At 72.5% G+C, this 12,808-nt stretch carries 10 protein-coding genes, 1 tRNA gene and 2 pseudogenes; 7 read left to right on the forward strand and 6 right to left on the reverse strand.

The genetic code is table 11. From position 1 onward, the window contains the following. A pseudogene (locus B124_RS35920) lies at window positions 1–191 on the forward strand (IS110 family transposase); the annotation flags it as partial. A gap of 470 nt (window positions 192–661) precedes the next feature. Here the strand turns inward: B124_RS35920 and B124_RS35925 are convergent. Then, a complete protein-coding gene (locus B124_RS35925) occupies window positions 662–784 on the reverse strand; it encodes a hypothetical protein (protein WP_496507223.1) in 123 nt (40 codons plus the stop codon). A 147-nt stretch (window positions 785–931) separates the two neighbouring features. Between B124_RS35925 and B124_RS35930 the strand changes: the two genes are divergently transcribed. From B124_RS35930 to B124_RS35940, 3 genes are read left to right on the forward strand one after another with little or no spacing between them, the layout of a single operon-like run. Then, window positions 932–1,201, forward strand: a complete 270-nt coding sequence (locus B124_RS35930; protein ID WP_496507224.1) for a hypothetical protein — start codon at window positions 932–934, stop codon at window positions 1,199–1,201. After that, on the forward strand, window positions 1,170–1,700 hold the full coding sequence (locus B124_RS35935; protein WP_496507225.1) for a DUF6879 family protein: 531 nt from the start codon (window positions 1,170–1,172) through the stop codon (window positions 1,698–1,700). Before B124_RS35930 ends, B124_RS35935 begins: the two co-directional genes overlap by 32 nt. Before the next feature lie 25 nt (window positions 1,701–1,725). Beyond that, window positions 1,726–2,577, forward strand: a complete 852-nt coding sequence (locus B124_RS35940; RefSeq protein ID WP_496507226.1) for a helix-turn-helix domain-containing protein — start codon at window positions 1,726–1,728, stop codon at window positions 2,575–2,577. A 246-nt stretch (window positions 2,578–2,823) separates the two neighbouring features. Here B124_RS35940 and B124_RS35945 read toward each other — a convergent pair. Continuing rightward, a tRNA-Lys gene (locus B124_RS35945) sits at window positions 2,824–2,896 on the reverse strand. Window positions 2,897–3,000: 104 nt separating this feature from the next. Continuing rightward, window positions 3,001–5,127, reverse strand: coding sequence for a DEAD/DEAH box helicase (locus B124_RS35950; protein WP_496507227.1), 2,127 nt, complete (start codon window positions 5,125–5,127; stop codon window positions 3,001–3,003). Window positions 5,128–5,461: 334 nt separating this feature from the next. Between B124_RS35950 and B124_RS35955 the strand changes: the two genes are divergently transcribed. Then, entirely contained in the window at window positions 5,462–6,022 is a 561-nt protein-coding gene (locus B124_RS35955; protein WP_496507228.1) for a hypothetical protein, read from the forward strand. A 20-nt stretch (window positions 6,023–6,042) separates the two neighbouring features. Here B124_RS35955 and B124_RS35960 read toward each other — a convergent pair whose 3' ends face one another. Then, a complete protein-coding gene (locus B124_RS35960; RefSeq protein ID WP_496507229.1) occupies window positions 6,043–6,375 on the reverse strand; it encodes a hypothetical protein in 333 nt (110 codons plus the stop codon). Window positions 6,376–6,874: 499 nt separating this feature from the next. Further along, window positions 6,875–7,225, reverse strand: coding sequence for a metallopeptidase family protein (locus B124_RS35965; RefSeq protein WP_281622999.1), 351 nt, complete (start codon window positions 7,223–7,225; stop codon window positions 6,875–6,877). A 60-nt stretch (window positions 7,226–7,285) separates the two neighbouring features. On the opposite strand from B124_RS35965, the gene B124_RS35970 reads away from it, so the two are divergent. Continuing rightward, on the forward strand, window positions 7,286–8,935 hold the full coding sequence (locus B124_RS35970; protein WP_496507230.1) for a metallophosphoesterase family protein: 1,650 nt from the start codon (window positions 7,286–7,288) through the stop codon (window positions 8,933–8,935). 103 nt (window positions 8,936–9,038) lie between these two features. Continuing rightward, window positions 9,039–11,792: an NPCBM/NEW2 domain-containing protein gene (locus B124_RS35975; protein WP_496507231.1), complete on the forward strand. Its 2,754-nt coding sequence runs from the start codon at window positions 9,039–9,041 to the stop codon at window positions 11,790–11,792. A gap of 772 nt (window positions 11,793–12,564) precedes the next feature. Here B124_RS35975 and B124_RS35980 read toward each other — a convergent pair. Next, window positions 12,565–12,808: pseudogene (locus tag B124_RS35980) on the reverse strand (IS630 family transposase); the annotation flags it as partial.

Raw genomic sequence — 12,808 nt, forward strand, 5'->3', positions numbered from 1 at the left:
CCCTGGTCGCAGTCGAGCACTCGATCACCACCGCGATCTGGCACATGCTCACCGACAACACCGCCTACCACGAACTCGGCGGCACCTACTTCACCCGCCGCGACCCCGAACGCGCCACCCGCCGAGCGATCACCCAGCTCAACCAGCTCGGCTACACCGTCACCCTCAACCCGAGGGAGAGCACAGCCTGATCAGCAGCACCAGACACCCGCTGGCCTATCACAGCCACCGGGCATCCGGCCCTGCCCACACCCATCCTGACCTGCTCCTATTTACGCGTCAGAGACTTCTACGCTCCGGGCCACTCCGGCTATTCCGGCTGGCACCGGGACCTCCGTTCACGCACCGCTCACGCAAGCCCTCTGGTCCGCACGGGCGGTGACCTGCTCGAACTCCATTCCCCCACTCCCCCGCCCGCACGTCACCCACCGCGCGCATGGAACGGCCCCGGGAGCGTGTGCATCTGCTCCCGGCGTCGCTCTGCCCGCGCCCGTCCTTCCTGTGGTCGGGAGGCGCGCGGTCGCCGCCACGGCGCCATACGCGGGCGTTCAGGGCCCCGCCCGCCCAGGGGCTACGACCCCGGGTGGGCGGGGTTGTCGGGCGCCCCGGGCCGCGCCCCGGGGGGCTGATGGGGAACGCCCGCCGTGCCGGCGGCGGGCGTTCAGCGGACGAGTTGGAGGGCCTGCTTCATCAGCTCGCCGTCGTCGAGGGCGAAGGTGCCGGTGTGCAGTACGTCGTGGCCGTACATCTGCTTGGCCAGTGCGATGCGGCGGTCCGGGCGCAACGCGGGGGCGTCTCTCGCTACGAATATGCAGCGATTTGCACGCGAGCTTCGTCGTGCTGGCCCTGGCCGACACGCGCTCTTGACCGCGAGCCGCAGCGGCGGGGCGGTGGCGCAAACGGCTGCATACACAGATCACAGGAGGCTGAGATGCCGTTAATCTTCGTCGGGATCGATCCCAAGACCGAGGACGGAGACAGCCCGACCGTGTGGATCGACACGGACAAGCAGGAGCTTCTGCTCCAGGGCTGGACCGCCGCCCCGGAGGAAGAGGCGCGGGTCTACCAGGAAGCCGGCACGGCCGCCGGACACGCTCCGGGTGTGCCGTCGCACGAGACGATCGTCCGGATCCCCGCGCGCATGGTGAGCACCATCAGGAAGGCATGCGATGACCTCGAACGTCCCGCCGCCGATCAGTGAGCTGATCGCAGGCACTCAGCAGTCTGCTGTGCACCTGGAGATGCGCGACGTGTACGCGGTCGACAGCGAGAGGGATTCGTTCGCGGCCTGGAAGGCGGGCTTCCGGCGCCACCCTGCAGACCGAGCGTCATGGTGGCGGCCCTGGCTGGAGTTGATCCAGCAGACGGCCGCCCGCGGCGTCGAGATCCGCAGAGCGCCCATCGTCTCCGAACCGGTCAGCGCCTACACCCGCTACCTGTACGACGGCACCTTCACCAACGTCGCCGCCGGCGAGCAGGTGCGCTGGCTCCCCCGGCAGCACGCATCGGACCTGGCGCTCCCCGGTAACGACTTCTGGGTCTTCGACGACAAGCTGGTCCGCTTCGGGTTCTTCAACGGCGACGGCAACCTCGTCGGGCACGCCCTCGACGATGGCCCCTCGGCGGTCAAGCTGTGCACGTCCGCCTTCGAAGCCGTGTGGGAGCGTGCCGTCCCGCACGACGACTACGAGATCCGCTAGCAGAGAGCACCGGACCGGTCAGCCCATGCCCGCATCCCCGTCGTCCTCGGCGCAGGCCGCTCGCGAAGCCGTCGGCAGGCGCCTGCGGGAGTTGCGACAGGACGCAGGGCTGACGATCGTTGAGCTGGCCGACCGGTGTGGCTGGCACTCCGCGAAGACTTCCCGCATCGAGAACGCCCGCACCGCGCCCTCGGTCGCCGACATACGGGCCTGGTGCGAGGCGTGCGGTGCGCAGGACCAGGCCGCGGACCTGGTCGCCGCTTCCCGGAACGCCGAGTCGATGTACACGGAGTGGCGGCGCAAGGTCCGCACCGGCATGCGGCAACTGCAGGAGTCCTACGGGCAGTTGTTCCAGTCCACCCGAGTGTTCCGCATCTACTCGGCGCGGATCATCCCCGGGCTCGTGCAGACCGAGGGCTACGCGGCCGGCCTGCTGCGCACCATCGCCGCCTTCCACGGAGCACCGGACGACTCAGCCGCGGCTGCCGTCGCCCGGGTGGAGCGCTCCCGCGTCATCTACGAACCAGGCCGACGCATCGTGCTGCTCATCGAGGAGGCGGCGCTGCACTACCGGATGGGCGATTCAGAGGCGATGGCCGCCCAGCTCGGCCATCTGCTGACGGTGGGTGCCCTGCCGGCCGTGTCGCTCGGCATCATCCCGACGGGGCTGCCGGAGCGGCCTATCCGCCCGCTGGAAGCGTTCCACGTCTACGACGACACCCTGGTGGCCGTGGAGCTGCTGACTGCCCGGGTGACGGTCACCCAGCCGTCCGAGGTGGCCCAGTACCTCAAGGGATTCGAGCAGTTGCGCCAGCTCGCGGTATACGGGGCCGAGGCGCGCGCGTTGATCCTCCGCGCGATCGAAGCCCTGGGCTGAGGGCACGACGAAAGGCCGCCTGCCCCGGCCAGGCGGCCAGCACAGGGGGCGCTCGTTCACGTGTACCGCCGGCGGTGGCCGAGAAGATCGCGGCCGTCGTTCCGCGGGCCCGGAAGGGCGCCGGCGACACAGCCCTCCACCCATCGCTCACGCAAGAGGACGAGGACGACGAAGCGCCCGGCTCGGCGTAGGCCGCTCCGGACGCTCCCGTGCTGGTCAACGCCCATAGGGACGTTGCCGATCAAGTAGGCCGCGTGGGACTCGAACCCACAACCAACGGATTAAAAGTCCGGTGCTCTGCCAATTGAGCTAGCGGCCCGCCCGGCCAGCATAGCCCGGACCTGCGAGTGCTCCCGAGCGGATATCCGCTGACGCGCGCGGGCCCCCTCCATGGCGGAGCGGGCCCGGCGGGGTTCGGGGCGGTCAGCCCTTGCGGTTGTTGCGGTCCTGCCGCTTCCAGCGGGGCTTGTCCGTGCGGCGGTCGTCCGAGGTGCGGCGGTCGTGGCCGTACGGGCGGGCGTCGCGGCGCTCGCGGCCGGCCGGGCGGTCGCCGCCGAAGCGGGAGCGGTCGGAGTCGCGGCGCTCGTAGGGGCGGCGGTTGTCGCGGTCGTAGGGGCGGGCGGCGCCGCGGTCGTCGCGGCGGGGGTAGGAGCGGGTGCCGCGGTCGTACGGGCGGGTGCCCCGGTCGTCGCGGCGGGTGTCGCGGCGGTCGTACGAGCGGGGCTCCCGGGTGCCGTAGGGGCGGTCGCCGCGGCGGTCGTAGGAACGGTCGTCACGGCGGTCGTCGCGACGGTCGTCACGGCGGTCATAGGAGCGGTCGTCACGGCGGTCGTACGAGCGGTCGTCCCTGCGGTCCGTCCGGTAGTCCCGGTTGTCCCGGTAGTCCCTGGGCTCGCGGTCGTTGCGGCGCGCCTCTCCCGACCTGTCGAAGGCCCGGAAGCGCTGCTCCCTGCGGTCGTGCCGCGTCGCCGTGCGCTGGTACGCGCGGTCGGAGCCGCTGGCCCGGTCCGTGCGGTCGGTGTGGTCCGCGTACGGGCCGTCCTCCTGTGCGGGCTCCGCCGGTGCGGTGTCCTCTGCGGCTGCCGGCTCCGCCGGCTGCGGGGTCACGCCCGCGCGCGTCGCCAGCCGCGTCGCCTCCGCGCGCAGGTCCGCCGCGTGCTTGCGGGCCCGTTCCAACTGGGCCTCAAGCTGCGTCACGTCCCGCTCCGCCGCCGTCGCCGCCAGGGCCGCCGACTCCGCCTGCACCTCGTCGATCGACCGCGCCCCCGTGATCCGTGCCACATCGGGGTCGAACGCGCCGCGCCCGCTGATGATGTGCCGCGAGGCGTCCACCGCCGCGTCCTCCAGCAGGCGGAAGACCGTGCGGCGCTGGTGCGGCAGGGCGAGGGAGACGACGGTGCCGGACTCGCCGGCGCGCGCGGTGCGGCCCGCGCGGTGCAGGTAGTCCTTGTGGTCGCCGGCCGGGTCGACGTTCAGCACCAGGTCGATGCCGTCGACGTGGATGCCCCGCGCGGCGACGTCCGTCGCCACCAGCGCGTGCACCCGGCCGTCCTTGAAGTCCGCCAGCGTGTGCGTCCGCGCGCCCTGCGTCATGCCGCCGTGCAGCGCCGCGGCGCGCACGCCGGTCTCGCGGAGCTGGTCGGCGACGCGGTCGGCGCCGAGCTGGGTGCGCACGAAGACGATGGTGCGGCCCTTGCGCGCCGCGATGGCGGCCGTGACCGGCGCCTTGTCGCGCGGCTTCACGACGAACACGTGGTGCGTCATCGTCGTCACCGCGCCCGCCGACGGGTCCACCTCGTGGCTGACGGGGTCGACGAGGTAGCGCTCGACGAGCGTGCCGACGCCCTTGTCCAGCGTCGCGGAGAACAGCATCCGCTGCCCGCCGGGCGGCACCTGGTCGAGCAGTTCGGTGACCTCGGGCAGGAAGCCCAGGTCGGCCATCTGGTCGGCCTCGTCGAGGACGGCGATCTGCACCCGGTCCAGGGAGCAGGCGCCGCGGTCGATGACGTCGCGCAGCCGGCCGGGGGTGGCGACGAGCACATCGACGCCGCGCTCCAGCGCGCCGATCTGGCGGCCCATGGACGTACCGCCGCAGACGACCTTCATCGACAGCCGCAGCACGTCTCCGTACGGCTGGAGCGCGTCGGCGACCTGCATGGCCAGCTCGCGCGTCGGGGTGAGGATCAGGCCGCGGGGGCGCTTGGGGTCGGTGTGGCCGCCGGCGAGGGTCGCGAGCAGCGGCAGACCGAAGGAGAGGGTCTTGCCGGAGCCGGTACGGCCGCGGCCGAGGACGTCGCGGCCGGCGAGGGCGTCGGGGATGGTGGCGGCCTGGATCGGGAACGGGGTGGTGACGCCGTAGTCCGCGAGCTTGGCCACGACCGCGCGGGGCAGGCCGAGGTCGCCGAACGTCGGCGCGGCGGGCTCGGGGGCTTCAGGGGTCTCGGGGGTCTCGGGGGTCTCCGTGACCTCCGTCACCTCGGGGGTCGCCTCGGGCGTCAGCGGGGTCTCCGCCGCGTCGAGGGCAGGGTTGAGTACCGGGGTTTCAGACATGAACGAGTAAAGCCTTCCGCAGTCGTCGGCACGCGCCACGACTCCGCGGCGGATGTACAAGGACCGCCTCTTGCGGTCTGCCACGGCAGGGAAGGGAACGCGCCACACACGGCGCGCTTCGGTGGGGCGCCGGGCAAATGGGATCAAACGATCTACCAGAGTACGCACCCGGTGGGCCCGGTGGCAAATCAGTTCCGCGGGCACGGCTCGCGGGGTGGCGTCCGAGGGCGTGCGCATCGGGTACGCGCCCGTCGGTGCGCCCCGCGACGCGCCCCGTGTCCTCCGTGGGCGCTGGGGAGTTGAGCCGTACGACGCGTCCTGAAAGGGGCTCCCCATGCCTGAGCCGACAGCCCGTGCCGCCCTGAGGGTCTCAGCCGCCACGCTGGCGGTGCTGGCGGTCAGCGGGTGCATGACCGTCTCCGGCGACGGCCGGCCCGGCGCCCCCGGCCACGGCTCCGGGCGCAGCGGCACCGAGCCCGACGGCGGCGTACGGGTCAACGACGCACCGTCCGCCGCGGCCGGCGGCACCGGCGCCGACGAGGCGGGCGGCGGCGGGGGCGCCGCCGACGAGCGGGACGGCGACGGCAAGGACCCCTCCCCCACGGCCAGCCCCGGCGGCGGCGCGGCCGGCCCGGCGACACCGGCCCCCGGCGCCGACGAGCCCTCCGACGCGAGCGGCCCCGGCGACTCCGCGGACACCCCGCAGCCCAGCACCCCGCGCCCCCGCCCCCGGCCACCGACCCCGACGCCGACCCGGTCGGCCTCCTCCCCGACGCCCGCCCCCACGCCCACCCCGACCCCGACCCAGACGCCCAGCGACGACAAGGACGGCACGTCCGGCACAGCCAGCGGCACCGGAGGCGGCGCCTCCTCCCCCCAACTCCCCTCCGCCTGACCCCAGCGGGGGCAGCTGTCTCAGGAAGTGCCGCTCGAGATCACGCAGTTCTTCGGCTGTTCCTTGCCCGTCGGCCAGCCCAGGCCGACGAACTTCAGAGTCCCGCGCATGCCCTGGCCCGGGTTCAGTTCGACCACCGCGACCGGCTTGTCGTACGGATTCCCGCCGCTGGTCAGGCAGATCAGGCCGCTCGTGCCCCGCACCCGGTGCACCGACTGGAGTTTCGACCACTCTTGGCGGACGTCCGCGAGGCTGGGCGCCTGCTCGGCGTCGTACTGGGGGAGTTCGTTCGCAGTGGGCTCGCGGTCGTGGGTCTCCTTCCACTGCTTGGTCCAGGCGGCCAGTTCGATCACCGCCAGGCCCGCGAAGAACCGCGGAAAGGTGAACCCGCCGCCCGTTCGTGTGCAGCAGCAGGGCGGCCTCGACCAGGGCCTCGGACTCTGCCGAGCGGGCACTGGGCTCCGGCCCAGCCCGGTCCGCGTACACCGGTGAGGCGCAGTTCAGACGGATCACCGGCACCTGGCGGGCGAAACGGTCGTGCACCGCCCGCAGTAGCCGCCCCTTGCCCATCCCCGGGCCGCCGGTGAGCAGCACCACGGGCAGATCGGGGCCGTACAACGGCTTGCAGACGACACCCGACGGCGACCGTCCTCACAGGCGTGCGAAGAAACCGTCCGCCTTAAGGAGTTCCTCGAAGCCTAAGTCCTCATACACGCATCTTCCCCATGGATGCCCTCCCGACCGGGAACGGGTGCTCGATGTGGTGGGTGGAGATTAGTGGAAAACGGGACCTTCAGCCAGGACAACGGCTGCGTTCCGGGACGAGGAGGAGGCCGGGGTCTGGACGCCCCCTCAGCCGTACCCCAGCGCGTGCAGCCGTTCGTCGTCGATGCCGAAGTGGTGTGCGATTTCGTGCACCACCGTGATCTCCGTCTCCGCCACCACGTCCTCCCGCGACTCGCACATCCGCAGGGTCGGTCCGCGGTAGATCGTGATCCGGTCCGGCAGCACTCCCGCGTACCACTCGCCGCGCTCCGTCAGGGGCGTGCCCTCGTAGAGGCCGAGCAGGCCCGGGTCGTCCGGCGGCGGCTCGGGTTCGACGAAGACCGCGACGTTGTCCATCAGCCGGGTCAGCTCCGCCGGGATCCGGTCGAGCGCCTGCGCGACCAGTTCCTCGAACTCCTCGTTCGGCATGTCCAGCACATGGCCCATTCTGCGCCAGGCCGCTGAATACTGGCGCGCCACACCGGGCATACGTTGCGAATGGCCCGCGAAGTGCCTTTTGCGGTCTCCCCCGCCCGCGCCCTGTTCGAGCGGCTGCGCCGCGCTCCCGCCCGTGTCCGCCGCTTCCCCGCCGCCGTCCGCCGGCTGGCGGGGCGGGCGCGGTGGTGGCGCCGGGCGCGCCGGGGGCCGGGGCCGCACCCGCCGCGCCGGTCGGGGGTCGAGCCGTCCCTCGCCCACCGGCCCCACCCCTACGCCCGCGCCCTCGGTCTCGCCGCCGTCACCGTCGTGGGCGCCGGGCTCGGGCTGCTCGTCGTCGGCGGGGTCGAGACGTCCGTCGGGCCCATGGACACCCGGATGGCGCTCACGCCGTCCGTGACCGGCGACACCCGGATCCGCGTCTCGCCCCTCGGCGCCATCGACATGGACAGCCACGACGCCCCTCTCCGCCTCGACGTGGAGGTCGACCGGCTCGACCCCGACCGCTCCCGCGCGCTCGTCACACACCCCGAGGAGTTCTCCGGGCTGGCGGAGGAGGTCGCCGCCGACATCCGCCGCAGCACCCTCGGCCTGGGCGTACGCTCCAGCTCCGCCGCCCTCGTCGGCGCCGTCGCGCTCGGCCTCGCCGTCTACCGCACGCCGCGCCGCGCGCTCGCCGCCGGCGGGCTGGCGCTCGCGCTGCTCGCCGCCTCCGGCGCCACGGCCTTCGCGACGTGGAACCCGAAGTCCGTGCTGGAGCCGAAGTACTCCGGGCTGCTGTCCAGCGCGCCCAGCGTGATCGGCGACGCGCGCAGCATCGTCACGGAGTTCGACGTCTACCAGCAGGAGCTGGCCCGCCTGGTCACCAACGTCAGCAAGCTGTACGACGCCGCCTCCACCCTGCCCGCGTACCAGCCGGACCCCTCCACCGTCCGCTTCCTGCACGTGTCCGACATGCACCTCAACCCCGCCGCCTGGGGCATCATCCGCTCCCTCGTCGAGCAGTACGAGCTGGACGCCGTCATCGACACCGGCGACACGATGGACCACGGCACGGCCGCCGAGAACGTCTACCTCGACCCGATCGCCACCCTCGGCGTCCCGTACGTGTGGGTCCGCGGCAACCACGACTCGCTCACCACCCAGGCCGCCGTCGAGCGCCAGAAGAACGCGCGGGTCGTGGACGACGGCGAGTCGGTGGTGGTGGCGGGCGTACGGATCGCGGGCATCGGGGATCCGCAGTTCACCCCGGACCGCTCGGTCGCCGCGGCCGGCGACCCCGCCGAGACGGCGGCCGGCGAGCGGCTGGCCGCAGCGCTCGCCGGGCTGCGGGACCGGGGCCGTCCCGCGGACGTGGCCATCGCGCACAACCCGGTGGCGCTGGAGGAGGTCGACGGTCTTGTGCCGCTGGCGCTCGGCGGCCACCGCCACCACCGCAAGCAGCACGACCTGGCGGACGGTACGCGGCTGATGGTCGAGGGCTCGGCGGGCGGCGGCGGGCTGCGCGCGGTGGAGGAGGACGTACCGGAGGAGGTGTCGGCCTCCGTGCTCTATCTCGACCGGAGTACGCGCCGGCTCCAGGCGTGGGACGAGATCACGCTGGGCGGGCTGGGGCTGGCGTCGGCGGAGGTCAGCCGCCATCTCGTAGAGGAGAACCGGCCCGGCGGCGGCGAGGAGAGCCACACACCTGCCGCCCCCGGCGAGGACTCTTGACAGCCCCGCCTCACAAGAATTAACTCAACCAGACGCGAACGAACAGAGTACAACACGTCAGTTCATCGGTTCCTCCTGCTCATCCGATGTGTAAGGAGCGCCCGTGCCCATCCTCGGCCCGCTGGGACGGCGGCCGGCCGGCACTATGCTGACCGCGTTCACCGTCCTGGCCACCGCCTGGCTGTCGCCCGCCGCGGCGACGCCCGCCCCCGAATCCCCGACCCGCACGGCCACGACCTCCGATGTCTGGACCGTGGCCGCACCCGAAACCACACAGGAACAACTCACCGCCGACGTCGTACGCGACGACTCCACCGGCGCCCTCACGCTCACCGTCCGCCGCGGCGCGGACCCCGTCCTGCCCGACTCCCCCCTCGGCCTGCGCACGCAGGACGCCGACCTGACCCGCGGGCTGGAAGTCCTCGGCCGCGAGGACCGCCGGGTCGACGAGCGGTACGAGATGACCACCGGCAAGCAGCGTCGCGTGGACTCCCCCATGACCCAGTCCCGCTTCGCGCTGCGCGGCGACGGCGGCGTCCGCATGGACCTCGTCGTCCGCGTCGCCGCCGACGGCGTCGCGTTCCGCTACGAACTGCCGGACTCGGCGGGCACCGTCGTCACCGGCGAGGCCAGCGGCTACCGTCTGCCCGCCGACGCGCCCGCGTGGCTGCTGCCGCACACCTCCTGGTACGAGGAGGTACGCGCCGAGACCACCGCCGGCGGCGCCCCCGCCGACGACTACGGCTACCCCGCGCTCTTCGAGGTCGCCGCCGACGAGTACGTGCTGCTCACCGAGTCCGGCATGGACTCCGCGTACCCCGGCAGCAAGCTCGCGCACGCCGCCGGGAGCGGCGCGTACGACGTGGTGCTCGCCGAGGAGGGGCAATCGGGGCCTGTCTCGCGCGGCGAGCTGGCCACCCCGTGGCGTACCGCGATCGTCGGCGACCTGGCGACGGTCACGGAGTCGACGCTCGTCACCGACCTCGCGCCGGACGCCGAGTTCTCCGACACCTCCTGGGTCCGCCCCGGCACGGTCTCCTGGTCCTGGCTCGTCGAGCACGACAGCCCGCGGGACTTCGAGCGGCAGAAGGACTACGTCGACTACGCCGCCGCGCACGGCTGGGAGTATGCGCTCGTCGACGAGGGCTGGAGCCGCGAGTGGGTGCCGGAGCTGGTGCGGTACGCGCGCGCCCGGGGCGTCGACATCCTGCTGTGGTTCCGCTGGTGGGAGGTCGACACCCCCGAGGAGATGGACACCGTCTTCGGCGAGCTGAACGACTGGGGCGTCAAGGGCGTCAAGGTCGACTTCATGAACAACGGCGGCGGCGAGCCCGAGGGCGTCGGCAGGCACGCCTGGTACGAGGACGTGCTCGCCGCCACCGCCGAGCACGAGCTGCTCGTCAACTTCCACGGCGCGACGCTGCCGAAGGGCCTCCAGCGCACCTGGCCGCACCTGATGACGTACGAGGCGGTGCGCGGGCACGAGTACTACTCCTTCGACCAGCCGCTCACGCCCACGTACAACACGATGCTGCCGTTCACCCGGAACGTCGTCGGCTCCGCCGACGTCACGCCCGCGACCTTCTCCATGACCAACAGAACCCACAGCGACGCGCACGAGCTGGCGCTGCCCGTCGTGTACGAGTCCGGGCTGCAGCACCCCGCCGACAGCCCGGAGACGTACGCCGCGCTGCCCGAGGCCGAGCGGGTGCTCGACCAACTGCCCACGGTGTGGGACGAGACCCGCTACCTCGGCGGGCGGCCCGGCGACGACGCGGTGCTGGCGCGGCGCGCCGGCGAGCGGTGGTTCGTCGGCGGGATCCACGCGGGCGCGGCCGGGGACGCCGAGGTGGACCTCGGCCGGCTCGGCGCGGATGCCGGCGACCGGCTGCTGGTGGAGCTGGTGACTGACGGCGCGGACGGGCTGGCCCGGGAGGCCCGCACGGTCGGCGGCGACGCGCGGCTGACGGTGCCGGTGGCGGAGAACGGCGGCTTCGTGGCGCTGGTCTGCCCCGCCGGGAAGGGCCGTACGACGTGCGACGAGCCGGTACGTACGACACCGGCGACCGCACTGGCGATCACCCCGCGGACGGCCACCGCCGAGCCCGGCGACGAGATCGAGGTCACCGGCGCCTTCGCCGCCGCGGACGGGGAGTCGGCGACGCTGCGGGACGTCACCCTCGCCGCCCGGCCGCGGGCCGGCTGGACGGCGGCGGGCGACGGCGTGGCGCGGCCGGCGCTGCGGCCGGGGCAGGAGCTGTCCGGCAGTTGGACGGTGACGGTGCCCGCCGACGCGGCGCCGGGGTACGCGGACGTGCCGGTCGTCGCCGAGTACCGCGCGCCGGGGGCCGGTCCTTCGGAGCCGGCGGTGCACGTCGAGCAGGCGGTGCGGGTGCTGGTCGCCCCGCCGGTGCCGCAGGGCGAGGCGCACGTCGGCGACCTGCACCTGCTCACGGCGGAGAACGGCTGGGGCCCGGTCGAGGTCGACACCAGCGTCGGCGAAGACGGCGCCGGCGACGGCGCGCCGCTGACCATCGGCGGCACGACGTACGCCAAGGGCCTCGGCGCCCACGCCCCGTCCCGGGTGACGGTCTACCTCGGCGGCGCGTGCACCACCTTCACCGCGCAGGCCGGCGTGGACGACGAGGTCGGCGACCAGGGCTCGGTGAGCTTCCGGGTCCTCGGCGACGACACGGAGCTGGCGACGACCGGCACCCTGCGCGGCACGGACGCCGCGCAACCCGTGACGGCGGACGTGACCGGGGTCGACGTCCTCACCCTTGAGGTGGCGGACGGCGGCGACGGCATCAGCTACGACCACGCGGACTGGGCGGACGCGAAGGTCACCTGCGGCTGACCCGGAGGGCCCCGGCGGCAGGCCGCGCACAGCGCGCGTCCCCTGCGCCGGGGCCCTTCCCTTCAATGACCGTCGGTCTGGCTGAGCAAGACCTGCTCATGGAGTTCACCGGCAGAACGAGCACGTCCTGCCGGAAGCGGCCCGAACGCGGCCGGTAGTACCCCTCGCAATGCACAACCGCGGAGTCCCGGGTACGAGCACGCTCCCGGCAGGAAGTCTCTTCCCACGTACATCTCTTCGGCGTTGCGGAGCGGCCCGTGTGCGGATCACGGCAGCGCGCCTGCCAACGCCGGGCGTGAGTAGGCGAACCGGGACGATGCCGACCTGATCCCGAGTCTGTCGTCAGCCCTCGCATGCCCGTTAGATCGGAACCATACCAACAGATAGATGCTATCCATGTCTTGACGTGCGCAGAGTCGGCATGCACTCTGGGTCAGGCTTGAGGCCATCCTCTCGGCCAGCAAGCCGATGCACCGCCCTGCGCACCGGGCCTCGGGGCCCGCGGAGGTCTCGCCATCACCCTCAGCGAGAAGGATATGAACTATACGCTCAAGTGCCCGTAGATCCACTCCTACTTAGATCGCTCGCCAGAGGCTCACATGGATCAGTTATACGAGCTCAAGGTCACCGCCAGCACTCCGGTGATCCGGTAGGAGGCCACCGCTGGTGCTCTGCCGGCGGGGCTGGCGCTGAGCAGTGATGCCGGTGGTACCACCGGCATCCCGAGAGCGAAGCATCGAACGGCCGCTAGTGTCTCGTGATCCGGTTCGTGTCAGTTCGAGTTGTTGTTGACAAGCTTCTTCACGCTGGTCGCGACGAGCCGGACCTTCGCGAGGATCTCGCCGGTCGTTGCGGTCCAGGTGAATGGTTTCGGGTTCTGGTTCCAGGAGTCGATGTAGTCGCGGATCTGTTTGACCAGGACGTTGACGCTGGAAAACGTGCCGCGACGGATCGACTGCCGGGTGATGACCCCGAACCAGATCTCGATCTGGTTCAGCCAGGAAGAGCCGACAGGG

The organism is Streptomyces sp. CNP082 (assembly GCF_059570535.1).

What these genes read in the sequence shown, in the direction of transcription:
- B124_RS35955 (WP_496507228.1), top strand. Translation starts at nt 5,462, where the DNA reads ATGCCTGAGCCGACAGCCCGTGCCGCCCTGAGGGTCTCAGCCGCCACG.
- B124_RS35970 (WP_496507230.1), top strand. Translation starts at nt 7,286, where the DNA reads ATGGCCCGCGAAGTGCCTTTTGCGGTCTCCCCCGCCCGCGCCCTGTTC.
- B124_RS35940 (WP_496507226.1), top strand. Translation starts at nt 1,726, where the DNA reads ATGCCCGCATCCCCGTCGTCCTCGGCGCAGGCCGCTCGCGAAGCCGTC.
- B124_RS35930 (WP_496507224.1), top strand. Translation starts at nt 932, where the DNA reads ATGCCGTTAATCTTCGTCGGGATCGATCCCAAGACCGAGGACGGAGAC.
- B124_RS35950 (WP_496507227.1), bottom strand. Translation starts at nt 5,127, where the DNA reads ATGTCTGAAACCCCGGTACTCAACCCTGCCCTCGACGCGGCGGAGACC.
- B124_RS35935 (WP_496507225.1), top strand. Translation starts at nt 1,170, where the DNA reads ATGACCTCGAACGTCCCGCCGCCGATCAGTGAGCTGATCGCAGGCACT.